We start from the raw sequence: 25,571 nt of genomic DNA on the forward strand, positions 1-25,571 counted from the left end.
CTCTCACATTGGGGCAGTTGACGGAGCGCGCCACGATCTGGCTAGCATCGACGTTCATGACCACTGCTTCGTCCGATTCCGGCGCCGCGCCAGACATTCACACGACGGCCGGAAAGCTCGCCGATCTGCGTCAGCGACTCTCCGAGACCCAGCATCCGGTCGGCGAGGCCGCGGTCGAGAAGATCCACTCGCGGGGCAAGCTCACCGCCCGCGAGCGCATCACCCATCTGCTCGACGACGGCTCGTTCGTCGAACTCGACGCACTCGCCCGCCACCGCAGCACCAACTTCGGGCTCGCCGAACGCCGACCGCTCGGCGACGGCGTGGTCACCGGTTACGGCACCATCGACGGCCGCGAGGTCTGCGTGTTCTCCCAGGACGTCACCGTTTTCGGCGGGAGCCTCGGCGAGGTGTACGGCGAGAAGATCGTCAAGGTGATGGATCTCGCGATCAAGACCGGTCGTCCGCTGATCGGCATCAACGAGGGTGCGGGCGCCCGCATCCAGGAGGGCGTGGTCTCGCTCGGTCTCTACGGCGAGATCTTCCACCGCAACGTGCGTGCCTCGGGGGTCATCCCGCAGATCTCACTGATCATGGGCGCCGCGGCGGGCGGCCACGTGTACTCCCCGGCGCTGACCGACTTCGTGGTGATGGTCGACCAGACCAGCCAGATGTTCGTCACCGGCCCCGACGTCATCAAGACCGTCACCGGCGAGGACGTCACCATGGAGGATCTCGGTGGAGCCAACACCCACATGACGAAATCCGGTGTGGCCCACTACGTCGCCTCCGACGAGGAGGACGCGCTCGATTACGTCAAGGAGTTGCTGGGCTACCTGCCGAGCAACAACCGGGCCGACGCACCCCGACTGCCGGTCGCCGCGCCGGCCGCCGGGTCCATCGAGGACACCCTCACCGACGAGGACCTCGAACTCGACACGCTGATCCCGGATTCGCCGAATCAGCCCTACGACATGCACGAGGTCATCCGCCGCATCCTCGACGACGACGAGTTCCTCGAGGTCCAGGCCGAGCGCGCGACGAACATCATCATCGGTTTCGGACGCGTCGACGGACGCAGCGTCGGCATCGTGGCCAACCAGCCGACCCAGTTCGCCGGCTGCCTCGACATCAATGCCTCGGAGAAGGCCGCCCGGTTCGTGCGGACCTGCGACGCCTTCAACATCCCGATCGTCACCCTCGTCGACGTTCCGGGCTTCCTGCCCGGCACCGATCAGGAATACAACGGCATCATCCGCCGCGGCGCCAAACTGCTCTACGCCTACGGTGAGGCCACCGTCGGCAAGATCACGATCATCACCCGCAAGGCCTACGGCGGCGCCTACGACGTGATGGGGTCCAAGCACATGGGCGCTGACGTCAATCTCGCCTGGCCCACCGCGCAGATCGCCGTGATGGGTGCCTCCGGCGCCGTCGGCTTCGTCTATCGCGGCCGCCTCAAGGAGGCCGAGGCCAACGGCGAGGACGTCGACGCGTTGCGCCTCGAACTCCAGCAGGAATACGAGGACACCCTGGTGAACCCGTACGTCGCGGCCGAACGCGGCTACGTCGACGCGGTGATCCCGCCGAGCCACACCCGCGGTCAGATCGCCACCGCACTGCGCCTGCTCGAGCGCAAGATGGTCACCCTGCCGCCCAAGAAGCACGGGAACATCCCGCTGTGAGCGGCGCAGAGCAGACCGGAGCACAGAACGCGGGAGCCCCGGCGAAGCCGTTCCTCACCGTCGTGCGCGGCAACCCGACCGACGAGGACGTGGCCGCGTTGGTCGCCGTTCTCGCCGCCGCGGCCTCCGGCAGTGGCGGCGGGGAGCAGACCCCCGCGATCCGCGACGACTGGGGCAGCGCGATCGATCGGCTCCGCCCGCAGTGGGGTGGGCCGGGCAGCTTCACCAACTTGCGATACTGATCGGGTGAACCCCGCCGGTAGCACTCGTCGATTCGACGTCGTCCTCGGTTCGGCCTCTCCTGCCCGCCTGGCGGTCCTGACCCGCGCCGGAGTGCATCCGCGCGTGCTGGTCTCCGACGTCGACGAGGACGCCGTACTCGAGGACCTGGCCGGGGTACCGCCGACCGACGTCGTCGCACGTCTGGCGATGGCCAAGTCCGACGCGGTCGTCGCCACCCTGATCGCCGAACGCGGCGGCCCGGAATCGGCTGCGGCACAGGATGGTTCAATACCCGACACGGTGGTGCTGACCTGCGACTCGATGCTGCTGTTCCGAGGTGCGCTCACCGGCAAACCGCATACGCCCGACGTGGCGATCGACCAGTGGAAGCGGGTCCGCGGCCAATCCGCGCAGTTGCTCACCGGACACCACCTCGCCGTGGTGAGCGGACTCGACGTCGTCGCATCGGCGTCGGAAACCGCCTCGACCACCATCGATTTCGCCGATGTCGACGACGCGGAGATCGACTCCTATGTGGCCACCGGCGAGCCGCTGGAGGTCGCCGGTGGTTTCACCCTCGACGGCCTCGGCGGCTGGTTTGTCGACGCCATCGACGGCGATCCGTCCTCGGTGATCGGAATCGGACTGCCCACGGTGCGCCGACTGTTACGACGGGTCGGGATCGGCGTCGCGGAACTCTGGTGAGTACCGGCGACCGGCTCTCGCCGAGGCCTCAGCCGAACTCCTCCGGCCAGTACTCGGTCAGGCACCCGATCGGTTGTCCCTGACCGCCACCGTTGACCGACCGACCGAAGAACCCTCGCGAGATCGCCGCGATCCGCTGCGTCGAGGTGCCGTGACCCTGTCCCGGTTCCGGATCGCCGATCTTCTGGATCAGGGTCACCGCCTGCACGATGTCGGTGACCGACAGCTCATCTCGCCGCAGTACCGTCGCCGCCCAGTTCCCGGCGAGACAGTCGGCGATGAGTTCGGAGTTCTCCCCCCGCGGCCCCCGCGAGTCCGGCAGGTGACCGGCGCGAACGATCCGATCGACGACCGTATGTCCGTACTCGTGTGCGACCACCGTCGCCGCGGTGAACTCACCCTGGAACCCACCGATCGAATCCAGCGGCCCCTGAACCAGGAACGTGCCGGTCCAGATCCCGACGAACGCCTCGACGGGCAGGATCACCGATCCCTCGACCCGCGTTCCGCCACCGTCACGGGCCTTGTCCACACCACAGAAGAATGCGTTGGGCGTATCGGAGGTCACGACGATCGCGCCGTCGGCGTCCTCGCAGCCGGACCGGTAGGTGTCACCGGCCTCGACCAGCACGCGCCCCGGTGCGGGGTCACCCCACCCGAGTTCGCGGAACCACGGTGTCCACGTGCTGTCGAGATCGTCGAGGACCGAGGTCAGGTAGCCGGAGACCTTCTGTGGCGCGTTGTCGCGGGTGATGGCACCGGTCATCAGCTCAGCCGTGGGCACCGGCAGACCCGGACACCGGCTCGGCGTGCAGCGCCCGGGGACGGCTCCGCTCGCCGACGGGGTACTCGCCGGCGACGAGGCCGTGGGACTGCCGGACCTCGACGACTCCGGGGTCGAGGTCGTCGTGCCCCGTGGACCCCGGTCCCCCGAGCAGGAAGCGAACGCGACGATCGACGCGGCGACGAGCAACACGGTCACGATGGCGCGCAGCCGGCTCCGTGACACCCCAGGGCGGATCATGGCGACGAACGTAGCAATTCCGGCGTGGGACGCCACGTTCTTGTCACCAGACGAATGACACCCGGCTTGTGCGCACGCGTGTCGTCGCCACTGGGTAGGCTCTCCACGGAGACCGCGCAGGCCTCCGGGATGTGTCTGGTGTGGACACGCCCTGATCAGCCACCACCCTGGGAGGGGTTCTTCAGTTGAGCGTCGAGACCGACCCGAATCCCAAGTTCGCCGGCTACGCCCACCCCGAACGGCTCGTCAGCACGCAGTGGCTGTCGGCCCACCTGGGTACCAAGGGGCTCAAGATCATCGAGAGCGACGAGGACGTCCTGCTCTACGACATCGGCCACATCCCCACCGCGCAGAAGGTCGACTGGCACCTGCATCTCAACGATCCGGTGACCCGCGACTACATCAACGGCGAGCAGTTCGCAGAATTGATGCGCAGCAAGGGAATCGAACGCGATGACACGATCGTCATATACGGCGACAAGAGCAACTGGTGGGCCGCCTACGCGCTGTGGGTGTTCACCCTGTTCGGCCATGAGGACGTGCGGTTGCTCGACGGCGGCCGCGACGCGTGGATGTCGGAGGACCGCGACACCTCCTTCGATGTCCCGGAGTACCCGCGGTCGGACTATCCGGTCGTCGAGCGTGACGACACCCGCATCCGTGCCTTCGCCGACCAGGTGCGCGCGGCGCTGGGCACCGAGCCGCTCATCGACGTGCGGTCGCCGCAGGAGTACACCGGCGAGCGCACCCACATGCCCGACTATCCCGAAGAAGGGGCATTGCGCGGCGGTCACATCCCCACCGCGCGCTCCATTCCGTGGGCCAAGGCCGCCGCTTCGGACGGGCGGTTCCGCAGTCGCGCCGAACTCGACGAGATCTACGGCGGGCTCGACCCGCACACCCCGACGATCGCCTACTGCCGCATCGGCGAGCGCTCCAGCCACACCTGGTTCGTGCTGACCCATCTGCTCGGTTTCGATCACGTCCGCAATTACGACGGCTCGTGGACCGAGTGGGGCAACGCGGTGCGGGTCCCGATCTCTGTCGGCGAGGAACCCGGCGACCCGCCGGCGAGCGCATGACGACTCCCGGCGAGCGGCCCGAACTGTCATGAGCGTGCCCGCGTCCCTCGCCGAGATCGTCGATGACTTTGCCGCACTGGGTGATTCGGACAAGGTCACCTTGCTCCTGGAGTTCGCGGGAGAGTTGCCGGAGCTGCCCGCCGAACTGACGACCGAGGCGATGGAACCGGTACCGGAGTGCCAATCCCCGGTCTTCTTGTCGGTCGATGCCCACGATCCCGACGCCGTCCGACTGTATTTCAGTGCACCCCGCGAGGCGCCGACGACGCGCGGTTTCGCCTCGATCCTGCATCAGGGGCTCGACGGCGAGTCGGCGCAGACGATCCTCGACGTCCCGGGCGACTTCTACTACGACCTCGGCCTCGGTAAAGCGGTGAGTCCGTTGCGATTACGCGGCATGGCCGGAATGCTCGGACGTATCAAGGCCCAGGTCCGCCGCCAGACCGGAACGGGGCCGCAAGCCCCGGCCGGGCCGACGGGATGAAGTTCATCCAGATCCTCGAGGAGCCGATCGAACCAGGTGGCCTCGTGGAGTGGACCCCCTATGTGCCCGGCGGCCTGGGCAGTTGGAATCGCGACCCACGGCTGACCTCGCACAACCACGAGCAACACCTGCGGGGGGCCTTCGAGTATCGCGTCCGCACCCGGCGGGAGGGCGGGCGCGAGTCGTGGCTGGGTCTGCAGATCCACTTCGACGAGCCCCTGTCGATCCCGGCGTTGCGAACGGCGTTGCGGCGCTGGATCGATCGTCACGAGGTGCTGCGCAGCCACGTGGTCATCAAGCACGACGGGCTGGCGCGCCTGTCGACGCCGCCGGGCACCGTCCAACTCAAGATGGGTCGCATCGGGTGGTACAACGAGTCCGGGCCACTCGTCGAACAGATCGCGGGCTCCTTCGACCGCGCGACCGCGCCACTGCACTGGCCGGCGTACATGTTCGCCACCGTCGGACGGGAGTCGTCGTTCACGCTGCTGTTCGCCGCCGACCATTCGCTCGTCGACGGCTATTCGCTGATCATGGCCCAGCACGAGTTGACCGCGTTCTATCGCTCGGCGCGCGATCACACCGAGCTCGTGCTGCCCGAGGTCGGCAGTTACGTCGATTTCAGTGCCGCCGAGCGGCGACAGGCAGATCAGACCGGGGCCGATCATCCGGCGGTGGCCACCTGGCACGGTTTTCTCCAGGCCGGGCCCGGCGACATGCCGCGTGCGCTGCGCATGGCCACGGCGCCCACCCCGGAGTCCGGGGAGACAGATGACCAGTCACCGTTGCTACCCCAGGAGTCTGTGTCGGGCGTGATCGCCGACGACGCCACCGCCAACAAGTTCACCGCGGTGTGTTCGGAGGCGGGTGGCTCGCTGACCGCGGGGGTGCTGGCGGCGTTCGCGATGGTCCATCACAGCCTGACCGGCGACCCCGAGTTCCGGTGCGTCCTGCCGCGACACACCCGCGACGAGGCCCGCTGGCTGACCTCGCTGGGCTGGTACGTCGCGGTCGCCCCCTTCTGGCTCGACATGACGGGCTCACCGACCTTCGACCAGACCGTCGCCCGCGCGACCAGCGAGCTCAAGCGCTCGCGGCAGGGCGCGTCTCTGCCCTTCCTACGAGTGGCCGATCTGATCGGCTACCGTGGCGAACCGCGCTTCGTGATCTCCTTCATCGACACCCGGTACGCGCCGGGTGCCGCCGAGGCCGACGCGGGCCGGGCCACGGTGCTGCGCAGCCATTCCTACTCCGCGGAGGAAGTCCTCATCTGGATCAACCGGACCCCGTCGGGATTGCGGTATTCGGCCCGCTTCCCGGCCGATCCGGCCGATCAGGAGCCGGCCGGGCCCGACGGCACACGATTCGACGGCGCCCACCCGGACCGGGACCCCCTCGACCGCAACGGGCCGGTGCCCGAGTTGCTCCGCGGTTTCGCCGGTATCGTGCACGCTCTTGCCGACGAGAGCACATTCAACGCGCGGTTGTGACAACCACCTCCACCGAACGATTGCTCGGTGCGTTAGTGTGAAGCCCGGAGCACGCCCCCTAACCTCCAGGGGGTGTGCGCGATGTCGCCCGCGGAACCACCCTCCGCGAGCGGCAGTTCAATCCCACGGCGCCGCACACGGTCGCCGACGAACACCGTGTGTGCCGCACCCCGGGGGGCGCGGTGCACCTCGATGTATGGCCCAGGAGAACAACAGTGCCCACTATCAGCAAGGTCCTCATCGCCAATCGTGGCGAGATCGCGGTACGTGTCATTCGCGCAGCCCGTGACGCCGGCATCCCCAGTGTCGCCGTCTACGCCGAGCCCGACGCCGACGCGCTGTTCGTGAAGCTCGCCGATGAGGCCTTCGCCCTCGGTGGACAGACCTCCGCCGAGTCCTATCTGGTGTTCGACAAGATCCTCGACGCGGCCGCCAAGTCCGGCGCCAACGCCGTGCACCCCGGCTACGGCTTCCTCTCGGAGAACGCCGACTTCGCCCAGGCCGTCCTCGACGCCGGGCTCATCTGGATCGGCCCGTCGCCGCAGTCCATCCGCGATCTGGGCGACAAGGTCACCGCACGCCACATCGCCCTCAAGGCCGACGCGCCGATGGCACCGGGCACCAAGGATCCGGTGAAGGACGCCGACGAGGTCGTAGCCTTCGCGAAGGAGTACGGTGTGCCGGTCGCGATCAAGGCCGCCTTCGGCGGTGGTGGTCGCGGCATGAAGGTCGCCTACACCATCGAGGAGATCCCGCACCTGTTCGAGTCGGCGACCCGCGAGGCCGTCGCCGCCTTCGGCCGTGGCGAGTGCTTCGTCGAGCGCTACCTCGACAAGGCCCGCCACGTCGAGGCCCAGGTCATCGCCGACACCCATGGCAACGTCGTGGTCGCCGGTACGCGCGACTGCTCGCTGCAGCGCCGCTTCCAGAAGCTGGTCGAGGAGGCCCCCGCGCCCTTCCTGACCGACGAACAGCGCACCAAGATCCACGAATCGGCCAAGGCGATCTGCCGCGAGGCCGGCTACTACGGCGCAGGCACCGTGGAGTTCCTCGTCGGCGCCGACGGCCTCGTCTCCTTCCTCGAGGTCAACACCCGACTGCAGGTCGAGCACCCGGTGACCGAGGAGACCGCGGGGATCGACCTCGTCCGTCAGCAGTTCCGCATCGCCAACGGCGAGAAGCTGGAATTCTCCGAGGACCCCACCCCGCGCGGACACGCCTTCGAGTTCCGGATCAACGGCGAGGATCCGGGCCGTAATTTCCTGCCCGCACCCGGGCCGATCACCAAGTACCGTGAGCCCGCGGGGCCGGGCGTCCGCGTCGATTCCGGCGTCGTCGAAGGTGATGTGATCGGCGGCCAGTTCGACTCGATGCTGGCCAAGCTGATCGTCGTCGGCGAGAACCGCGAGCAAGCGCTCGAGCGTGCTCGCCGTGCACTCGCCGAATACGAGGTCGAGGGTCTGGCCACGGTGCTGCCGTTCCACCGGCACATCGTGAGCAATCCGGCGTTCATCGGGCACACCGACGACAACGGCGTGGAGACCTTCGATGTCTACACCAAGTGGATCGAAACCGATTGGGAGAACCCGATCGAGCCGTACACCGGTGGCGAGCCGATCGAGGACGACGAGGCCACTCCCCGCCAGAAGGTGGTCGTCGAGGTCGGCGGACGCCGCGTCGAGGTCGCGCTGCCCGGCGATCTGGCCCTCGGCGGCGGTGGTGGTTCGGCCAACGGCGTCATCCGCCGTAAGCCCAAGGCCCGCTCGCGCAAGAAGGGCGGCGGCGCCGCCGTCTCCGGTGACGCCGTGGCCGCGCCGATGCAGGGCACCGTGGTCAAGGTCGCCGTCGAGGAGGGTCAGACGGTCGCCGCGGGCGAACTCGTCGTCGTTCTCGAGGCGATGAAGATGGAGAACCCGGTCACCGCCCACAAGGACGGCGTGGTGACCGGTTTGAGCATCGAGCCGGGTGCCGCCGTCACCCAGGGCACCGTGCTGCTCGAACTGAAGTAGTCACCTCCTCCGAATGGAACCCGTCGAGATCAACGCCGGGGCGTGGTATCTGCGTGGGCTTCGTGCCGACGAGCGGATCACCGACGTCCCGGCGTTGTCCGATCTGGGGATCGCCGATCCCGCGGCCTATGTCGCCGCCACCGATGCCGCGTGGCGCGACGACACCGGTTTCGTGTGGGCGGTATGCGAACCGACCACCGGTGAACTCCTGGCCGTCATCGGCGTCCTCCCGACGGCGGGGTCGGCGTCGATCGTCGGCCGCTGCCGCACCGGTCATCGTGCGGTGTTGGGTGCCGCAGTCGGGCCGGTTGCCCGATTCGCGCGCGGCGCACTGGATCTCGTCGTCGATGATCTCGCCTCCGACGACGATCCGGTCGCCGACGGGGTGATCACCGACGCCATTCCGACCCCCTGAGCCCGCTACGGTTCGTCCCGGTCGACGCCGGAGGCCAGATCACCGCATTCGACCGATTCCACGATCTCGGGATGCGCGCGGAGATAGCGTGCGGCACCGACGTCCCCGTCGAGCGAGGCGAGGACGCCGTCGAGGTGACCGGCGTCGAGATGGACCGGGTGGCCCGGCCGGCCGTGGTAGACCGCGCGCACGATCTTCCCCGGTGCGCCCGCCGCGGTTTTCACGATCCGGGAAACCACTGCCGCGGTGACATCGGGCATGTCAACAACATGTAAAACCACACCGCCCGAATCCTCGCGAACCACCGGCGCGCACAGCACCGCGCGCACGCTTGCCGACAGACCGACGACCCAGTCCTCGACGACAATCGCCTTCGCCCCACTCGGCGGCGTGACGATCGCCGCACCCATCGCGACGACCACCTCCCGGCACCCTCCCTCACTCAGTGCATGCACAGCGTTGTCGAGCCAAAGACCTTGTTCGGCAAGTATTTTCGGCTTTCCGTACCGCCGGCCGGATCCGGCGGCGAGCACCGCTCCCACCACCATCGCATCCACCTCCGCCACTCGGCTCCATACACCCGCCCACCGCTGTAGTCGGCCGGGCGAACCAACGAGGTCCCGGTGTCGGCCATGCCCGATTTACCCCGCCGCAATATACGATCTCGCGGTCGCCGAATCGGTTGTGGGGGTCCACTATTTAGCTGCCGGTGGGCCTGACGTGCGCTATGCCGTCGGCCCACCGGCAGCCATGATCTCACCGTCACGAGGAGTATGTCGATGGCCACGGATTCGGCTCCGGCCGCCGCCCCACAGGGACGCCGCAAGCGCGTTCACCCGGTCGATCAGGTGCCACCGTTCGGCAAACTCGTCACCCTCGGGTTCCAGCACGTGGTCGCCTTCTACGCCGGAGCCGTCCTCGTCCCGCTGCTGATCGCGAACGCCATCGGGCTCGACGATCAGGCACTCACCATGCTCATCACCGCCGACCTGTTCACCTGCGGCATCGCCTCGCTGCTGCAGGCGGTCGGCATCTGGAAGATCGGCGTCCGCCTACCACTGCTGCAGGGCATCACCTTCGCGACGCTCGCTCCTGTCATCAAGATCGCCAACGATCACGGTGGCGGTCGGGTCGGCCTGCTGACGGTGTACGGCGCGGTGATCTCGGCCGGCGTGTTCACCTTCCTGATCGCACCGTTCTTCGCCAAACTGATCCGCTTCTTCCCACCGGTGGTCACCGGCACCGTCATCACGATCATCGGCATCAGCCTGATCCCGGTCGGTGCGGGCGACGCGGTCACCGACCCCAACAGCGCCACCGGCGCGCACGACGCCGGGAACGGCCGGTGGGTTGTCTACTGCATCTGCACCATCGCGCTGATCGTGCTGATGCAGCGATTCTTCCGAGGCTTCTGGGCGACCATCTCGATCCTGCTCGGCCTCGGCGTCATGACCTTCGTCGCATGGTGTTTCGGCGACGCCCACTTCGACCGGGTCGCCGAGGCGAGCTGGGTCGGCTTCACCCCGCCGTTCGCCTTCGGATGGCCCCGATTCGATCTCATCGCGATCGTGTCACTGATCGTGGTGCTCATGGTGACCGCGGTGGAATCGACGGGCTCGGTCTTCGCGACCGGAGAGATCGTCGGCAAACGCATCCGCAAGGAGGACATCGCCGCCACCGTCCGCGCCGACGGCATCGCCACCATCATCGGCGGCAGCTTCAACTCGTTCCCGTACACGGCGTTCTCCGAGAATGTCGGCCTGGTCCGGATGACCGGGGTCAAGAGCCGGTTCGTCGTCGCCTGCGCCGGCGGCATCATGATCATCCTGGGCGTCCTGCCCAAGACCGCGAACATCGTCGGGTCGATTCCCTCCCCGGTTCTCGGCGGCGCCGCACTCATCATGTTCGCGACGGTCGCCATCGTCGGCATCCAGACGCTGACGACCGTCGACTTCACCGACCACCGCAACCTGTCGATCGCCGCGACCTCCATCGCCGTGGCCCTCTACGTCCAGTTCTCACAGTCGTCGGCTCCGACGACCATCCTGGACAAGGGCGCGGAGGTGAAGGTCCCGGAACTGCCCGGCGTCGACATCGCCGTGCCGGGCATCCTGCAGATCCCCTTCTCCACCGGCATCACCATGGGCGCGATCACCGCCATCCTGATGAACATCCTGTTCTTCCACATCGGCAGCAAGGGACCGGCCGTCGCCGGAGGCGGTTCGATCACGCTCGACGAGGTGAACACCATGAGCAAGGAGAAGTTCCGCGAGACCTTCGGCGAGGTTGTGCAGGGCGTCGACTGGGTTCTCGACAGAGCTTGGGAGCAGCGGCCTTTCGACGACGTACACGATCTGCGCAGCGCCTTCCAGGAGGCGATGCTGACCGGCAGCGACACCCAGCAGCTCGACCTGATCCGGGCCTTCCCCGACCTCGGCGCCGAGGACGAGGAAACCGGCGAGCTGATCGCGGTCGACCACAAGGGTCTGTCGCACCTCGAGGAGACCGAGCACGAGAACGTCGTGAATCTCGCTGCCGCCTATCGGGAGCACTTCGGGTTCCCGTTGGTGATCTGCGCCCGTGAGACCGAACGCTACGACCGCGTGCTGCGCAACGGCTGGTCCCGCATGGACAACTCGGAAACCTCCGAGAAGTCGTTCGCGCTCATCGAGATCGCCAAGATCGTCAACCATCGCTTCGACGATCTGGTTGCCGACGCCAACCCGCTGACGTCGGTGCGATTCGGCCGTCAGCCCGAACTCTCCTAGGCTGATCGGCGTGCGACGAGTCGACTGGCGAGGGTTGCCCAGTTTCAACGAGCTGACCGAACGGCAGGCCATCGGCACGCTCTACGAATGTTGTAGCTCGTCGATCTGGGCGCTGCGTGTGGCCAGGGCCCGACCGTTCTCCGACGACGAGGCACTGCTCTCCTATGCCGATCTCATCCTGGCCGAGCTCACCGACGCCGACCTCGACGAGGCCCTCGCCGGTCATCCCCGCATCGGCGACCGCCCGGACAACGCGTCCTCCACCCGTGAGCAGTCCGGGGTGACCGGCGCCGATCCGCTGGTGTTGGCCGAACTCAAGGAGCTCAACAAGACCTACGAGGAGAAGTTCGGACACGTGTACCTCGTCTTCGCCAACGGGCGGCCCGCGGCAGAGTTGCTGGCCATCCTCAAGGAACGCATGCGCAACGACCCGGCGACCGAGCGCCGGGTATTACGGATGGAGTTGGCCAAGATCAACCGAAGCCGACTGCAGCGCATGCTCACCCCGGCGATCCAGTATGTTGACGACTGAGCACCGCAGGCGACCCACGAGGAGCGAGCCACCGAGATGACCGGTCTGTCCACCCATGTCCTCGACGCGGTCTCCGGCGCACCCGCGGTGGGCGTCGGCGTATCCCTACAGGATGCCGCGGGCGGCGAAGTCGCCTCCGGCGTCACCGATTCCGACGGTCGCATCGCGCAGGTGAACACCGACCCACTCGTGCCCGGCATCTACCATCTGGTGTTCGACACCGGAGAGTGGTTCGCCGACAACGACATCCGGGGGTTCTACCCGGAGGTCGACATCTGCTTCACCGTCGACGATCCCGAACGGCATCACCACGTCCCGCTGCTGCTGAGCCCGTACTCGTACTCCACCTATCGCGGTAGCTGACCGGGCGCGCACACCGATATCCGGGGGCATCCTCTATGCTCGGCGGTGCAGTTGGTTCGCCGCCCCGTCCGTCGTGGCCTCCGATGTCATGGAGGCCCCGCGTCCGGGTCCGGCGTCGTAAGAGGGAATCCGGTGCGAATCCGGAACTGTCCCGCAGCGGTATGTCGGAACGACCGCCGTCATCGAGCACTGGACGCACGCGTCCGGGAAGCGACGGCCACTAGGACCGCGACCTGATGGTCGCCCGCCGACGAGTCCGAAGACCTGCCTGCTGTACCGGCCGCGCCGCGGCCGGTGGCTCGTCGCCTCGTGGAATGGGCGCAGGTCGAAGCGAGTGCCAGGTGATGCGCGGATGCCGTGCACGTTCCCTCCGGCGTCCCCCTTCGGCACGCCCTGCAACGGCGACGGACCGTCGGAAACCATTGCAGGAGTGCACCACCCATGTCCCAACGGACGACCCCGTTTTCCGCCACCGTACTCGGCACACCACGCATCGGGCCACACCGTGAGCTCAAGCGCGCGATCGAGAGCTACTGGGCCGGGCGCATCGACGCCGCCGGCCTCGAGACCGTGGCCGCCGGGCTGCGGCGCGACACCATCGCGACGCTGGCGGCGGCCGGCCTCGACTCGATCCCGGTCAACACCTTCTCCTATTACGATCAGATGCTCGACACCGCCGTGCTGCTCGGCGCCCTGCCCGAGCGGGTCGCACACATCACCGATCCCCTCGACCGCTACTTCGCAGCGGCCCGCGGCACCGCCGACGTCACGCCGCTGGAGATGACCAAGTGGTTCGACACCAACTACCACTACCTCGTGCCCGAGATCGGCGACGCGACAGCCTTCTCCCTGCACCCGGAGAAGGTGCTCGCGGAGGTGGCCGAGGCGCAGGCCGCCGGTGTGAGCGCACGTCCGGTCGTCATCGGGCCGATCACCTTTCTGGCGTTGTCGAAATCCGCTCATGACACCGCAGGCGGTGGCTCCCCGCTCGATCGCCTCAACGAGTTGCTGCCGCTGTATCTGGATCTGTTGGCCCGCCTGGCCGACACCGGAGTCGAGTGGGTACAGATCGACGAACCGATCCTGGTCACCGATGCCGCAGAGCGCCTCCCCGCGCTGGCCGGCTCGGTGTACTCGACCCTCGCGCAAGCGAGCTCGCGACCGGCACTCTGTGTCGCCACGTACTTCGGCGACGCCCGGGACAGTGTGCGAGCCCTTGCGCGCACCGGCATCGAGGCGGTGGCCGTCGATGTGATCGAGGGCTCCCTCGAGTCGGTGGCCGACGTACCCGAACTGGCCGACATGCTCGTCGTGGCCGGCGTGGTCAATGGGCGCAACATCTGGCGTACCGATCTCGAGAAAGCCCTGGCCACCCTGGGCACCCTGCTCGGGTCGGCGGGGTCGTTGGCGGTGTCCACCTCGTGTTCGACGCTGCACGTGCCGTATTCCGTCGAACCCGAAACCGGGCTCGACGACAACCTGCGCGGTTGGCTGGCCTTTGCCGCGGAGAAGTACCGCGAGGTCGCGATCCTGTCCGAGGCGTTGCGCCACGGTCGGGAGTCCCAGGCCGACGCGTTCGACGCCGCCGCCGCCGCGTTGGCCACCCGCGAATCCGATCCGCGAGTGCACAACCCGGCCGTGCGTGAGCGTCTGGCCGCCATCACCGACGCCGACCGCAAGCGAGGCGATGCCGCGACCCGCTCGGCTGCGCAATCCGAGCGACTGAATCTCCCGCCGTTGCCCACCACGACGATCGGCTCCTATCCGCAGACCTCGGCGATCCGGCTGGCCCGCGCCGCGCTGCGCTCCGGTGAGATCGATGACGCCGAGTACGTCCGTCGGATGCAGGCAGAAATCGCCGATGTGGTTGCGCTGCAAGAGGAGATCGGACTCGATGTACTCGTCCACGGCGAGCCGGAGCGCAACGACATGGTGCAGTATTTCGCCGAGCAACTCGACGGCTTCTTCGCCACCGCCCATGCCTGGGTGCAGTCCTACGGGACCCGGTGCGTGCGTCCGCCGATTCTGTTCGGCGACGTCTCCCGCCCGGCGCCGATGACCGTCGACTGGATCGCCTACGCCCAATCGCTGACCGGCAAGCCGGTCAAGGGCATGCTCACCGGGCCCGTCACGATCCTCGCGTGGTCATTCGTGCGTGACGATCAACCCCTGTCCGACTCGGCCGACCAGATCGCCCTCGCGATCCGGGACGAGACGATCGATCTCGAGCGGATCGGCATCGGCATCATCCAGGTCGACGAGCCGGCCCTGCGTGAGCTGCTCCCGCTGCGGGACGCCGACAAGCCCGCGTACCTCGACTGGGCGGTCCGGGCATTCCGGCTGGCCACCTCGGGCGTCGCCGACGCCACGCAGGTCCACACCCATCTGTGCTACTCGGAGTTCGGCGAGGTCATCGGTGCGATCGCCGAACTCGACGCCGATGTCACCTCGATCGAGGCGGCACGGTCGAGCATGGAGGTCCTCGACGACCTCAACGCCATCGGATTCGCCAACGGCGTCGGGCCGGGTGTGTACGACATCCACTCACCGCGTGTCCCCGACGTCACCGAGATCGAATCGTCGTTGCGCGCGGCGCTCGATGCCGTCGGGCCGCAGCGCCTGTGGGTGAATCCGGACTGCGGTCTGAAGACTCGCGGCACCACCGAGGTGACCGCGGCGCTGACGAATCTGGTCTCTGCGGCCAAAGCGGCACGCGCACTGGCCAACTGAGCCGGACAGTCAGCTGAGCCGATTGCGGAGGCCGGTCGGGAGGACCCGGGTGTGCGACCCCGGGTTCGCTCCGTGGTCGGTCGGCAGATCTCGCACCGACCAGTGTGAGGTCGCTTGTCGGCCGTCGAGGAGTCCCGCGGCGGCGAGTGCGATCGATCCCGTGCAGACGCTGGTCACGTACTGCGCGGAACGCCCGAGGTTAGGAGAGCTCTTTGCGAAGAATGGCGGCGCCCTGGGCGAGCGCGACCATCTTCTGCCGTGCGACACCACGTGCGAGCGGTGCCATGCCGCAGTTCCCGCTGGCGTAGAGCTTGTCCTTGTCGACGAAGGGGAGTGCTTTGCGCAGTGTCGCTGCCACTTCCGCCGGCGTCTCGATGGTGTCGCTGGCCACGTCGATCGCTCCCAGCATGACCGTCTTGCCACGGAGTAGTTCGATCACCTCGACAGGAACCCGCGAGTTGTGGCTCTCCAGGGACACGATGTCGATCGATGATTGTTGCAATAGTGGGAACGACTCTTCGTACTGGCGCCATTCGGGCCCCAGCGTTGCCTTCCAGTCGGTGTTGGCCTTGATGCCGTAGCCGTAACAGATGTGGACGGCGGTTCGGCAGCTCAGTCCTTCGGTGGCCCGCTCGAGTGCCGCGATACCCCAGTCCTTGAGTTCGTCGAAGAACACGTTGAATGCGGGCTCGTCGATCTGGATGATGTCGACGCCGGCCGCCTGCAAGTCCTTTGCTTCTTGGTTCAGGATGGTTGCGAACTCCCACGCGAGCTGCTCGCGGCTCCGGTAGTGGTCGTCGTAGAGGGTGTCGATCATTGTCATCGGGCCGGGGAGGGCCCATTTGATCGGCTGATCGGTTTCGACCCGAAGACGCTTCGCATCCTCTGCGAAGACCGACTCTTCGCGACTCACCGCGCCGACAACCGTCGGGACACTCGCGTCATAGCGGTCACGAATGCGCACGGTCTCACGGCGGTCGAAATCGACGCCACTGAGGTGCTCGATGAACGTGGTCACGAAGTGCTGACGTGTCTGTTCACCATCGCTGATGATGTCGAGCCCGGCTCGACTCTGATCGTGTGCCGCGAGTGTCTGGGCGTCGAGCTTCCCCTGCCGCAGTTCGTCGTCGTGTAACTTCCACGGGGACCAGAGCTTCTCCGGCTCGGAGAGCCACGCGGGCTTGGGCAGGCTGCCGACGATCGTGGCGGGCAGGAGTTCATTCATCTCGGATACCTCAGTTCTCGCGCCGATCAGGCCGATTGCTTTGTCGCCCAACGCGCAAGGACATCGCCGTACGGTTTCATGAGCCTCACCTCGGTGAATTTTCCCTGGGTGGCCGCGAGCTGGGTGCGTTCGACCCGGTCGTAAGTCACCTGCGGGAGTGAGTAGTTGCCGTAGTCGAGACTCGGCCGGTACACCTGTGCCGCCGCTGTGTTCGCGCTGTAGATCTCGGGACGGTAGATCTTCTGGAACGTCTCCATCGTCGCGACCGTTCCCGCAAGCGCGATGAACGAGTAGTCGTTGAGTAGGTCGCCGCGGTGGTAGAAGGCCAGCGGGGCAACGGAACCCGGAGGCATGAAGTAGCGGACCGTGAGCCCCATCTTGCCAAAGTACTCATCGGTGAGCGACAGCGCGTCCGACACATACTCCACCCCCAGAATCGGGTGGTGGTTCGTGAGGCGGGTGTAGGTCCGCGACGTCGAGACGCTGATGCAGATGACCGGCGGCTGGGAGAACCGTTGGCGGTACTCGTCCGATTCGAGGAAGCGCTGAAAGACCTGCCCGTGCAGATCGCCGAAGTCGCTGGGGACACCCGTCGCCTGGTGTCCGGGGAGCCGAACGCTGAAGTCGTAGTCGCGAATGTAGGAGGAGAAGTTGTTTCCGACGATGCCCTTGGTACGGGTCCCCGTGGCGGTCTCGACGATGTCCACGTCGAGCACCTCGATCACCGGAAATGCGGCGTCGTCCCCTACCGAGGCGAGATGTAGGTCCACCGAGACGATGTCGAGTTCGAGTTCGTAGCGGTCACCGCGCGGATTGTCCCAGTGGAGCAGTTCATTGACCCGGGTGTTCATCATCGTCACGGCGTTGCGAAGATTCTGCTCACGGTCGTCGCCGCGTGCGAGATTCGCGAAGTTCGTCGTTCCACGTGAGCTGCTCGACGGGGTGTAGCCCTCGTCGAAGCGCGTCGTACCGATGCTGAAGACACATTCGTTTGTCATGGTGATCAGATGCCCCATTCACTTGCACCGCGCTCAACGACGGTCGCCATCGCACGATTCACTGCCTGAGTTACGCAGCACTTCGATCTGACTTCCCATGGTCGAGGGCCCATCGGCGCGACCGATGGCACTCGGGAGCCGGTGGCCCGAAGCGGCGTTGACAGCAGTGTATGCAGGCGCCTCTCCATAGCCTAATTACACTTCACGATACCTGGGGATAGGAATCAGCTATGCCAGCAGATCGACTCCGAAACTCGATACCACATCGCGCATCTCCGCCACGAATCGCTCGGCCTGGGCGGTCAACGAGACCGAGGCATGTCCGATCCAGCCGATCTCGATGCGCTCGTCCACCTCGAGCGGAACAGCGACTATCGACGGATCCAGATCGTCGGAGATGATGCCGGTCGAGATGGTGTACCCGCCGAGACCGATCATCAGGTTGAAGATGGTTGCTCGGTCGCTCACTCGGATGTCTTGCTTGGATGAACGCGTGGAGAGGATCTCTTCGGCGAGATAGAACGAGTTGTTCCCGCCCTGGTCGAACGTGAGCCGCGGGAGGTCGTCGAGATCCTTCAGCGTGACACTCTTCTTGCCTGCGAGGTGGTTCGTGCGGGCGATGAAAATGTGCGGTGTCGTGAAGAACAGCGGCGTAAAGGTCAGCCCCGCTTCGCGGAGCAGCTTGTTGATCACGTTTGCGTTGAAACCGTTGCGATAGAGCACGCCGACTTCACTTCGCAGAGTGCGGACATCTTCGATGATGTCCCAAGTCCGGGTCTCGCGAAGACTGAACGCGTATTCGGCAGCCTCAGAGGCTTTCACCATACGAGCAAAGGCGTCGACGACGAAGGAGTAGTGCTGAGTGGAAACGGCGAGGAGTCGGCGCGAGGGGCCGCGCCCGAGGTACCGCTGTTCCAGTAGTTCCGCTTGCTCGACGACCTGGCGCGCGTAGCTGAGGAACTCCGCCCCGTCGTCGGTGAGGGTGACTCCCCGGTTCGAGCGGACGAACAGTGAACGTTCGAGCCGGCTTTCGAGGTCCTTGAGCGCGGCGGACATGGTCGGTTGAGCCACATAGAGCACGTCCGCCGCGGCACTGATCGATCCCTCCGCTGCCACCTCCACGAAGTAGCGCAACTGCTGCAGCGTGATTCCACGCAGCGCTCCTGCGGCGTGCCGTGCCATACCAGAAGACTAACGAACCGCCGTGGAGATCCGAAGTCCACACGGTCTCCACCAGACCCAGGACGGTTCACTTCGGCGCCTCAATTCCTCATCTGGTCAGCAGCCCACTCGCCTTCTACGCGCGCACGTCGACCGATGGTGACCGACCGAGGGCCCGAGGCGTCCACCCACACCGGGCGGCTGCGCGTGTCCTGCAACCTGTACTCGCCACGCTCGCAGCACAATTGGCCTCCGGCGACGCCCGCCCCTACGGGGCGGACACCCCACCCTCGCCCGGTCCCCAGCCCTTCGACGTCCGCCACCCCGGCAGACCACACCACAAGGAGACACCAGTGAGCTCCCCGCGCCCTGCTTGCCTGCCTCAGTGGGCGCCCGCGAGGTGCCCGCTGAGGCGCTCGAGCCGCTCGGCGCTGTCGGGGTTCAGCCCGATGATGGTGGCGCTCTTACCCTTTGCCGCGTACTTGGTGACGATCGCGTCGAGTGCCGCAACGGTGGACGCATCCCAGATATGCGATTCGCTCATGTCGATGATCACGGTCGTCGGGTCGTCCGCGTAATCGAACTGGTAGACCAGGTCGTTGCTGGACGCGAAGAAGAGTTCTCCGCGCACCTGATAGACGCGCGTTTCGGGATCCGGGTGATCCACCACGACGACCTCAGTGACGTGGGCGACCCGTCGCGCGAAGAGCACCATCGCGGTGAGCACACCGACGACGACGCCGTAGGCCAGGTTGTGCGTGGCCACCGTGACGGCGACGGTGACGAGCATGACCGCGGTTTCGCTCTTGGGCATGCGCCGCAACGTCGTCGGGTTGATGCTGTGCCAGTCCATGGTGCCGACCGACACCATGATCATCACGGCGACGAGTGCGGCCATCGGGATCAGCGCGACGATATCGCCGAGACCGACGACCAGGATCAGCAGGAAGACACCGGCGAGAAAGGTCGAGATCCGGGTGCGCGCACCGGAACCCTTGACGTTGATCATGGTCTGTCCGATCATCGCGCAGCCGCCCATGCCGCCGAAGAATCCGGTGACCACGTTCGCCACGCCCTGCCCCATCGCCTCGCGTGACTTGTTGGAGTGGGTGTCGGTGAGGTCGTCGACGAATTTCGCGGTCATCAACGATTCGAGCAACCCGACCAGCGCCATGGTGAACGCGTACGGCGCGATCACCGACAACGTGTGCCAGGTCAGTGGCACGTCCGGCAGGACCAGTGAGGGTAGGTGCTCGGGCAGTTTGCCCTCGTCGCCGACATCGGGCACCGACCAGCCGACCGCGAGCGTCACCGCGGTCAGCGCCACGATCGCGACGAGCGGCGCCGGGATGACGCTCGTCAGTCTCGGCAACCCGACGATGATCAGAACACCCACGGCGACAAGCGGATACACCAGCCACGGCACGCCGATCAGATGGGGCAACTGGGCAGCGAAGATCAAGATGGCCAGCGCGTTGACGAATCCCACCATGACGCTGCGCGGAATGAACCGCATCAGCCGGGCGACGCCGAGGCCGCCGAGGATGAGCTGGAACACCCCGGCCAGGATGACGGCGGCGATGAGGTAGTGCAGCCCATGGCTTTTCACCAGTGGTGCCACGACGAGGGCCACCGCACCGGTGGCCGCGGAGATCATCGCCGGGCGGCCGCCGACGATCGCGATCGTGACCGCCATGGTGAACGAGGCGAACAGACCGACGCGCGGATCGACACCGGCGATGATCGAGAACGAGATCGCCTCCGGGATGAGCGCGAGCGCAACCACCAGCCCGGCCAGAACCTCGGTGCGCAGCCGTCGCGGTGAACGCAAGGCCGCCCATACCGACCGGTCGTGCGCGGGCGAGGTCGTCGTGGACAGTGACACGTGCGGGGACATGTGCTCGGACTCCGTTCCGGCGCGCCGGGACATGGACATCCGGTGTCACCGCGGGATCACCAGGTGGCACGCAACCCGGCACACCTTACCGGAGAGTGTGGAGCGGCTCGCACGCTCGTGATTCGACGTCAGAAGGTGAGCGAGATGGTCAGGGGAAAGGGCGTGGTCGACGTGTGATGCCCGGTCACCGGAACGCCGGAGTAGCCGTGGTCGGTGAGGGTGAGTGGGGTGAGCGTGGTCGGCCGCCCCAGGTCGACGATCCAGTAGTGGGCAATCCCGGCATCGGCGTACTCGCTGCGCTTGGTGACGTGATCAGTCCGTCCAGAGCCTGGCGACACGATGTCGATGGCGATCGCCACGTCCGCCGCGACCAGAGGTTCGGGTGCATCGCTACGACACACGACGATATCGGGGACTCGGACCGTGGCCGGCGTCGCAGGATCGATGACCACCTCGACCTCCGGGAGCGCTTCCCAACCAGTCGGAAGCGCCTCGTCGACCTGGGCACACAGCCGGAAGACGGCGCGCGCGCGTGCCTTCGTCGGTCGTGGCGACACGATGCGCACGCCCTCCTGGAGTTCGACCCGGTACTCGGGTTCCTCGGGCAACGCACGCCACTGATCCAGCGACATCAAGCCGAGCTGGGCGTGTGCAGCGGTCATGCCTCACATGGTACGACGATGCGGCGCCCCGGCGTCCTGAACGACCGACCTCGGCTGGTAACTACCGCCCGCGCGTGCGGGCGATATCGGACGGTGCCACGCCGTACCTCTTGCGGAATGCCGACGCGAACCGGCCGGTGTGGGTGAATCCCCAGCGCATCGCGACGGTGGTCACCGAATCCGCGTCCTCGCAACACAATTCGTCGTGCACACGGTGTAATCGGATGTCGGTGAGGCATTCTCGCGGCGATTTGCCGACGTAGTCACGAAACCCCTCCTGCAGGCGGCGCACGCTGATCCCGGCCACCTCCGCCATGTCGGCCGCCGTCCACGGCCGAGCCGGATCGGCCCGCATCGCATCGAGCACCCGGGTGACGATCCGCGGTTGCGGGCGGGTGTGCTCGGCCGGGTCGTCGGGAACCGCGGCCAACAAGAAGGCGTCGGTCAACGAGCCGGCGAGTTGCTCGGCGATAAGCGGGTTCGCCAGCAGCGGGTCGTCGGCGGGTTGGCCGGCGATCGACCGGACCAGCCGGAACCAGCTCGCCCCCTCCGGCGAGTGCAGGTCGAGCTGTTCGGGGATCGTCGTGTCCGGACGCCCGGTCACCCGGCAGGCCTCGCGCTGCAGGAAGTCACGGTCGATCTTGACCCCGACGATCGTGCAGGTACTCGACCAGCGGGTGATCTCGGCGGGCGTGTCGGGCGGGTTGATCGTCGCGAGACCACTCGTGGAAACCACCGAGGTCCCGGCGACGCTGGTTTCCAGGACCCCTCCGAGCGGCACGTTGATGCCGTAGGCGCCGGGATGGTCGGAATGAATGGCCACCTCGGCTCCCCACCCGATCCGCGCGATACGCAACGGTCCGAGCACGGTGACCGCGACGTCAACGTCGAGTGCGTTCCCACCCGCGTCCCGTGGACTCAATTCATGCGGGAAATACGCGTCGGACACCGCCGCCGACGCCGCTTCCCACTCGGGATCCCCCGGGATGCGAAGCCGCTCGATCTGGCTCATCGGACACTCCTCACGACTTCGCCGCGCAATGTGGATCGTCATCGCGTTCAGCGGATCGTGGACACCGCGGCCGTCGCCTTATGTTCTACCTCACATCTTGCCTCATCGAAAGGAGAGGTCACGTGGAACGCAAAGCCCTACAGAATGTCTTCGGCCAGTTCGCGAGTGGCGTCACCGTCATCACGTGTGCGAATTCCGACGGCGAGCCGCACGGTGCAACGGTCACGGCCTTCACCGCGGTGTCCCTCGAACCGCGCCTGTGTCAGGTGACGTTGACGCGAAAGTCCAAGGCGTGCAACTACTTGACCGATGCGCCGTTCGCGGTCAACATCATGGCCGCCGACCAGCTCGACATCGCGATGCACTTCGCCGGGCGTCCGGCGCAACCCGGCCCCACCTGGGTCGACGGCCCGACGGCCCCCATCCTGTCCGGCAGCGCCGCGGTACTCAGCTGCGTGCCGTGGCGCAGCTACGACGGCGGCGACCACATCATCTACATCGGCGAGATCGTCGATGCCCATACCTCGGGGAAGCCCCCACTGCTGTACTACCGCAGCACTTTTCATGATCTCGGTGAGCCGAGCGTGAATTCGCTGTGGACGCTGTGCGCCGACGACCCGCACTCGGGCTGGTTCGACTCGACGACCACGTTCACCCCATTTCACCTGGCCCACACCGACGATCCCGAGCACACCACCGCATCCGCCTGATTCATCACGGTTTTCGACCCATCCATCAGAAAGAGGTATCAATCATGACCACGATCGAACGTCCCGCAGGCGACCCGGCCGCCACCGGCACCCCGCAGACCAACCCGGCTGCCGACGCCCCCGCCAACAACACGAAGAATTTCGCGACCCGGCCGATGACCGGTGACGAATACATCGAGTCGCTCAAGGACGGTCGGGAGATCTGGTTGCACGGTGAGCGCGTGGAGGACGTCACCACCCATCCGGCGTTCCGCAACCCCATCCGCATGACCGCGCGCCTCTACGACTCGATGCACGACCCGGCCACCCGCGACAAGGTGACCGCACCGACCGACACCGGCAACGGCGGCGTGACGATGCCGTTCTTCAAGGCCTCCACCAGCTCGGCCGATCTCATCAAGGAACGCGACGCGATCGCCGAGTGGGCACGCATGACCTACGGCTGGATGGGCCGCTCCCCCGACTACAAGGCCAGCTTCCTCGGCACCCTGCACGCCAACAAGGATCTCTACGCACCGTTCGAGGCCAACGCCGAGCGCTGGTACCGCGAGTCGCAGGAGAAGGTTCTCTACTGGAATCACGCGATCATCAACCCGCCCGTCGATCGTCAGTTGCCACCCGACGAGGTCGGTGACGTGTTCATGAAGGTGGAAAAGGAAACCGACGCCGGGCTCGTGGTGTCCGGCGCGAAGGTGGTCGCGACCGGCTCGGCGATCACCAACTACAACTTCATCGCCCACTACGGCCTGCCGATCAAGAAGAAGGAATTCGCACTCATCTGCACGGTGCCGATGGACTCGCCCGGCATCAAACTGATCTGCCGCTCGTCCTACACCCAGCAGGCCGCGGTGATGGGCTCGCCGTTCGACTACCCGCTCTCGAGCCGGATGGACGAGAACGACACCATCTTCGTCTTCGACAAGGTGCTCGTGCCGTGGGAGAACGTCTTCATGTACGGCGACGTCGAACGCATCAACGCGTTCTTCCCGCAGTCGGGTTTCCTGCCGCGCTTCACCTTCCAGGGCTGCACCCGTCTCGCGGTGAAGCTCGACTTCATCGCCGGCCTGCTGATGAAGGCCCTCGACTGCACCGGCTCGGGCGGGTTCCGCGGCGTGCAGACCCGCGTCGGCGAGGTGATCGGCTGGCGCAATCTCTTCTGGACCCTCACCGACGCGATGGCCCACAACCCCGAACCATGGATCGGCGACACCGTCATCCCACGCCTGGAGTACGGCCTGACCTACCGCATGTTCATGATGCAGGGCTATCCGCGCATCAAGGAGATCATCGAACAGGACGTCGCGTCGGGGCTGATCTATCTGCCCTCGAGCGCCGCCGACTTCAAGAGCCCCACCGTGCGCCCCTACCTCGACAAGTACGTCCGCGGCTCCAACGGCATCACCGCCGTGGACCGCGTGAAGGTCATGAAGGCACTGTGGGATTCGATCGGCTCCGAATTCGGCGGCCGCCACGAACTCTACGAGCGCAACTACTCGGGCAACCACGAGAACGTCAAGGCCGAGTTGCTCTTCGCCGCACAGAACCGCGGCGGGGTCGATCAGATGAAGGGGCTCGCCGAGGCCTGCCTGGCCGAATACGACCTCGACGGCTGGACCGTTCCCGACCTCATCGGCAACGACGACGTCAGCTTCTTCGGCCCGGGTCACTGATCTCCCCATGCCCGGTGCCCCCGCGGCCGTCCCGGTGACCACTCCGTTCTCGATGGTCTAGAGTCGCGGCACATGACGCCGACGACGGAGATCATCGAGGCGGCCGCGGACACACCACGATTCGTGGCCGGCTTCACCGGGGCCCCGGGCGCGGGCAAGACCACCATCGCCCGCCGCGTCGTCGCCGACCTCACCGAGAGGCTCGGCGACGACGCGGTCGGATATCTGCCGATGGACGGGTTCCATCTGTCGACCACCATGCTGCAGCGTCTGGGCCGGACCGATCGTCGCGGTGCCCCCGACACCTTCGACGTCGACGGATTCGTCTCGCTGCTCCGCCGCGCGGCCGTCCCCGGAAAAGACATCTACGCACCGGATTTCGATCATCGTGGGGTCATCGGCGGCGCCGCCGAGCCCATCGCGGCGGCGCTGATCATCCCGGCCACCGCGAAGGTGCTTGTCGTCGAGGGCAATTACCTCGCCCTCGACGGTGAGTGGTCGCCGGTACGCGACCTCATCGACCGCCTGTGGTTCGTCGACGTCCCCGATGATGTTCGGCGGGAACGGCTATCGGTTCGCCACATCGCAGCCGGCCGCAGCGCCGAGAACGCCCGGCGGTGGATCGAGTCGGTCGACGACCCCAATGCCAGGCTCATTCGCAGCTGCCGTGACCGGTGTGACGCCCTTCTCGACTGCACGTCGTGACCGCGGTCGCCATTCACTGACC

General features: G+C 66.6%; 25 protein-coding genes and 1 riboswitch. Of the genes, 16 read left to right on the plus strand and 9 right to left on the minus strand.

The genetic code is table 11. The features are described 5' to 3' along the window. Window positions 1-56: 56 nt before the first annotated feature. The 3 genes from GOPIP_RS00100 to GOPIP_RS00110 are packed head-to-tail and all read left to right on the plus strand — an operon-like array spanning window position 57 to window position 2,612. Window positions 57-1,685, plus strand: coding sequence for an acyl-CoA carboxylase subunit beta (locus tag GOPIP_RS00100; protein WP_014359583.1), 1,629 nt, complete (start codon window positions 57-59; stop codon window positions 1,683-1,685). Beyond that, the gene (locus GOPIP_RS00105; protein ID WP_006367439.1) at window positions 1,682-1,927 is read left to right on the plus strand and encodes an acyl-CoA carboxylase subunit epsilon; all 246 of its coding nucleotides are present in this window, start codon (window positions 1,682-1,684) and stop codon (window positions 1,925-1,927) included. Before GOPIP_RS00100 ends, GOPIP_RS00105 begins: the two co-directional genes overlap by 4 nt. A 4-nt stretch (window positions 1,928-1,931) precedes the next feature. Next, window positions 1,932-2,612 (plus strand): Maf family protein, encoded by a 681-nt coding sequence (locus GOPIP_RS00110; protein WP_006367440.1) that lies wholly within the window; start codon window positions 1,932-1,934, stop codon window positions 2,610-2,612. Between the two features lie 28 nt (window positions 2,613-2,640). On the opposite strand, the gene GOPIP_RS00115 is transcribed toward GOPIP_RS00110, so the two are convergent. Then, on the minus strand, window positions 2,641-3,396 hold the full coding sequence (locus tag GOPIP_RS00115) for a neutral zinc metallopeptidase (RefSeq protein WP_006367441.1): 756 nt from the start codon (window positions 3,394-3,396) through the stop codon (window positions 2,641-2,643). On the opposite strand from GOPIP_RS00115, the gene GOPIP_RS00120 reads away from it, so the two are divergent. From GOPIP_RS00120 to GOPIP_RS00145, 6 genes are all read left to right on the plus strand, one after another. After that, a complete protein-coding gene (locus GOPIP_RS00120; RefSeq protein WP_035726750.1) occupies window positions 3,389-3,694 on the plus strand; it encodes a hypothetical protein in 306 nt (101 codons plus the stop codon). The genes GOPIP_RS00115 and GOPIP_RS00120 overlap by 8 nt on opposite strands. A gap of 127 nt (window positions 3,695-3,821) precedes the next feature. After that, window positions 3,822-4,718, plus strand: coding sequence for a sulfurtransferase (locus GOPIP_RS00125; protein WP_006367443.1), 897 nt, complete (start codon window positions 3,822-3,824; stop codon window positions 4,716-4,718). Window positions 4,719-4,746: 28 nt separating this feature from the next. Further along, window positions 4,747-5,202 (plus strand): SufE family protein, encoded by a 456-nt coding sequence (locus GOPIP_RS00130; RefSeq protein WP_006367444.1) that lies wholly within the window; start codon window positions 4,747-4,749, stop codon window positions 5,200-5,202. Then, on the plus strand, window positions 5,199-6,692 hold the full coding sequence (locus GOPIP_RS00135) for a condensation domain-containing protein (RefSeq protein WP_006367445.1): 1,494 nt from the start codon (window positions 5,199-5,201) through the stop codon (window positions 6,690-6,692). The genes GOPIP_RS00130 and GOPIP_RS00135 overlap by 4 nt, the downstream gene beginning before the upstream one ends. A gap of 215 nt (window positions 6,693-6,907) precedes the next feature. Continuing rightward, the gene (locus GOPIP_RS00140; protein ID WP_006367446.1) at window positions 6,908-8,701 is read left to right on the plus strand and encodes an acetyl/propionyl/methylcrotonyl-CoA carboxylase subunit alpha; all 1,794 of its coding nucleotides are present in this window, start codon (window positions 6,908-6,910) and stop codon (window positions 8,699-8,701) included. A 13-nt stretch (window positions 8,702-8,714) separates the two neighbouring features. After that, the gene (locus GOPIP_RS00145; RefSeq protein WP_006367447.1) at window positions 8,715-9,116 is read left to right on the plus strand and encodes a hypothetical protein; all 402 of its coding nucleotides are present in this window, start codon (window positions 8,715-8,717) and stop codon (window positions 9,114-9,116) included. 5 nt (window positions 9,117-9,121) lie between these two features. Here GOPIP_RS00145 and GOPIP_RS00150 read toward each other — a convergent pair whose 3' ends face one another. Continuing rightward, a complete protein-coding gene (locus GOPIP_RS00150; RefSeq protein ID WP_006367448.1) occupies window positions 9,122-9,682 on the minus strand; it encodes a nucleotidyltransferase family protein in 561 nt (186 codons plus the stop codon). A 213-nt stretch (window positions 9,683-9,895) separates the two neighbouring features. Between GOPIP_RS00150 and GOPIP_RS00155 the strand changes: the two genes are divergently transcribed. From GOPIP_RS00155 to metE, 4 genes are all read left to right on the plus strand, one after another. Continuing rightward, on the plus strand, window positions 9,896-11,884 hold the full coding sequence (locus tag GOPIP_RS00155; protein ID WP_006367449.1) for a solute carrier family 23 protein: 1,989 nt from the start codon (window positions 9,896-9,898) through the stop codon (window positions 11,882-11,884). Window positions 11,885-11,894: 10 nt separating this feature from the next. Further along, complete coding sequence (gene uraD, locus GOPIP_RS00160; RefSeq protein ID WP_006367450.1) at window positions 11,895-12,416, plus strand: 2-oxo-4-hydroxy-4-carboxy-5-ureidoimidazoline decarboxylase; 522 nt, start codon at window positions 11,895-11,897, stop codon at window positions 12,414-12,416. A 36-nt stretch (window positions 12,417-12,452) separates the two neighbouring features. Next, window positions 12,453-12,779 carry a hydroxyisourate hydrolase gene (gene uraH, locus GOPIP_RS00165; RefSeq protein ID WP_006367451.1) on the plus strand — a complete coding sequence of 109 codons (327 nt, stop codon included), beginning with the start codon at window positions 12,453-12,455 and terminating at the stop codon, window positions 12,777-12,779. Between the two features lie 75 nt (window positions 12,780-12,854). Then, a riboswitch (cobalamin riboswitch) is annotated at window positions 12,855-13,065 on the plus strand. 155 nt (window positions 13,066-13,220) lie between these two features. Beyond that, window positions 13,221-15,509: a 5-methyltetrahydropteroyltriglutamate--homocysteine S-methyltransferase gene (gene metE / locus GOPIP_RS00170; RefSeq protein WP_006367452.1), complete on the plus strand. Its 2,289-nt coding sequence runs from the start codon at window positions 13,221-13,223 to the stop codon at window positions 15,507-15,509. A 9-nt stretch (window positions 15,510-15,518) separates the two neighbouring features. Here the strand turns inward: metE and GOPIP_RS29830 are convergent, their stop codons facing one another. The 7 genes from GOPIP_RS29830 to GOPIP_RS00200 form a co-directional block, all read right to left on the minus strand. Beyond that, window positions 15,519-15,779: a DJ-1/PfpI family protein gene (locus tag GOPIP_RS29830; protein ID WP_079929290.1), complete on the minus strand. Its 261-nt coding sequence runs from the start codon at window positions 15,777-15,779 to the stop codon at window positions 15,519-15,521. Continuing rightward, window positions 15,709-16,734, minus strand: coding sequence for a methionine synthase (locus GOPIP_RS00175; protein ID WP_006367453.1), 1,026 nt, complete (start codon window positions 16,732-16,734; stop codon window positions 15,709-15,711). The genes GOPIP_RS29830 and GOPIP_RS00175 overlap by 71 nt, the downstream gene beginning before the upstream one ends. Before the next feature lie 26 nt (window positions 16,735-16,760). After that, window positions 16,761-17,732: a putative oxygenase MesX gene (locus GOPIP_RS00180; RefSeq protein ID WP_026920212.1), complete on the minus strand. Its 972-nt coding sequence runs from the start codon at window positions 17,730-17,732 to the stop codon at window positions 16,761-16,763. A 228-nt stretch (window positions 17,733-17,960) separates the two neighbouring features. Continuing rightward, complete coding sequence (locus GOPIP_RS00185) at window positions 17,961-18,914, minus strand: LysR family transcriptional regulator (RefSeq protein ID WP_006367455.1); 954 nt, start codon at window positions 18,912-18,914, stop codon at window positions 17,961-17,963. A 361-nt stretch (window positions 18,915-19,275) separates the two neighbouring features. Then, window positions 19,276-20,790 (minus strand): SulP family inorganic anion transporter, encoded by a 1,515-nt coding sequence (locus tag GOPIP_RS00190; protein ID WP_006367456.1) that lies wholly within the window; start codon window positions 20,788-20,790, stop codon window positions 19,276-19,278. A gap of 128 nt (window positions 20,791-20,918) precedes the next feature. Continuing rightward, a complete protein-coding gene (locus tag GOPIP_RS00195) occupies window positions 20,919-21,452 on the minus strand; it encodes a Uma2 family endonuclease (protein WP_006367457.1) in 534 nt (177 codons plus the stop codon). Window positions 21,453-21,513: 61 nt separating this feature from the next. Then, on the minus strand, window positions 21,514-22,464 hold the full coding sequence (locus GOPIP_RS00200; RefSeq protein WP_006367458.1) for an AraC family transcriptional regulator: 951 nt from the start codon (window positions 22,462-22,464) through the stop codon (window positions 21,514-21,516). Between the two features lie 80 nt (window positions 22,465-22,544). Between GOPIP_RS00200 and GOPIP_RS00205 the strand changes: the two genes are divergently transcribed. From GOPIP_RS00205 to GOPIP_RS28095, 3 genes are all read left to right on the plus strand, one after another. Continuing rightward, window positions 22,545-23,174 (plus strand): flavin reductase family protein, encoded by a 630-nt coding sequence (locus GOPIP_RS00205; RefSeq protein ID WP_210739043.1) that lies wholly within the window; start codon window positions 22,545-22,547, stop codon window positions 23,172-23,174. Between the two features lie 44 nt (window positions 23,175-23,218). Further along, window positions 23,219-24,844 carry a 4-hydroxyphenylacetate 3-hydroxylase family protein gene (locus GOPIP_RS00210; RefSeq protein ID WP_006367460.1) on the plus strand — a complete coding sequence of 542 codons (1,626 nt, stop codon included), beginning with the start codon at window positions 23,219-23,221 and terminating at the stop codon, window positions 24,842-24,844. 72 nt (window positions 24,845-24,916) lie between these two features. Continuing rightward, entirely contained in the window at window positions 24,917-25,549 is a 633-nt protein-coding gene (locus GOPIP_RS28095) for a nucleoside/nucleotide kinase family protein (protein WP_081482462.1), read from the plus strand. Window positions 25,550-25,571 lie beyond the last annotated feature (22 nt).

The organism is Gordonia polyisoprenivorans NBRC 16320 = JCM 10675, assembly GCF_000241325.1.
GTDB lineage: Bacteria > Actinomycetota > Actinomycetes > Mycobacteriales > Mycobacteriaceae > Gordonia > Gordonia polyisoprenivorans.

What these genes read in the sequence shown, in the direction of transcription:
- GOPIP_RS00100 (WP_014359583.1), top strand. Translation starts at nt 57, where the DNA reads ATGACCACTGCTTCGTCCGATTCCGGCGCCGCGCCAGACATTCACACG.
- GOPIP_RS00130 (WP_006367444.1), top strand. Translation starts at nt 4,747, where the DNA reads ATGAGCGTGCCCGCGTCCCTCGCCGAGATCGTCGATGACTTTGCCGCA.
- GOPIP_RS00135 (WP_006367445.1), top strand. Translation starts at nt 5,199, where the DNA reads ATGAAGTTCATCCAGATCCTCGAGGAGCCGATCGAACCAGGTGGCCTC.
- GOPIP_RS00145 (WP_006367447.1), top strand. Translation starts at nt 8,715, where the DNA reads ATGGAACCCGTCGAGATCAACGCCGGGGCGTGGTATCTGCGTGGGCTT.
- GOPIP_RS00155 (WP_006367449.1), top strand. Translation starts at nt 9,896, where the DNA reads ATGGCCACGGATTCGGCTCCGGCCGCCGCCCCACAGGGACGCCGCAAG.
- uraH (WP_006367451.1), top strand. Translation starts at nt 12,453, where the DNA reads ATGACCGGTCTGTCCACCCATGTCCTCGACGCGGTCTCCGGCGCACCC.
- metE (WP_006367452.1), top strand. Translation starts at nt 13,221, where the DNA reads ATGTCCCAACGGACGACCCCGTTTTCCGCCACCGTACTCGGCACACCA.
- GOPIP_RS00175 (WP_006367453.1), bottom strand. Translation starts at nt 16,734, where the DNA reads ATGAATGAACTCCTGCCCGCCACGATCGTCGGCAGCCTGCCCAAGCCC.
- GOPIP_RS00180 (WP_026920212.1), bottom strand. Translation starts at nt 17,732, where the DNA reads ATGACAAACGAATGTGTCTTCAGCATCGGTACGACGCGCTTCGACGAG.
- GOPIP_RS00185 (WP_006367455.1), bottom strand. Translation starts at nt 18,914, where the DNA reads ATGGCACGGCACGCCGCAGGAGCGCTGCGTGGAATCACGCTGCAGCAG.
- GOPIP_RS00190 (WP_006367456.1), bottom strand. Translation starts at nt 20,790, where the DNA reads ATGTCCCCGCACGTGTCACTGTCCACGACGACCTCGCCCGCGCACGAC.
- GOPIP_RS00195 (WP_006367457.1), bottom strand. Translation starts at nt 21,452, where the DNA reads ATGACCGCTGCACACGCCCAGCTCGGCTTGATGTCGCTGGATCAGTGG.
- GOPIP_RS00200 (WP_006367458.1), bottom strand. Translation starts at nt 22,464, where the DNA reads ATGAGCCAGATCGAGCGGCTTCGCATCCCGGGGGATCCCGAGTGGGAA.
- GOPIP_RS00205 (WP_210739043.1), top strand. Translation starts at nt 22,545, where the DNA reads ATGTTCTACCTCACATCTTGCCTCATCGAAAGGAGAGGTCACGTGGAA.
- GOPIP_RS00210 (WP_006367460.1), top strand. Translation starts at nt 23,219, where the DNA reads ATGACCACGATCGAACGTCCCGCAGGCGACCCGGCCGCCACCGGCACC.
- GOPIP_RS28095 (WP_081482462.1), top strand. Translation starts at nt 24,917, where the DNA reads ATGACGCCGACGACGGAGATCATCGAGGCGGCCGCGGACACACCACGA.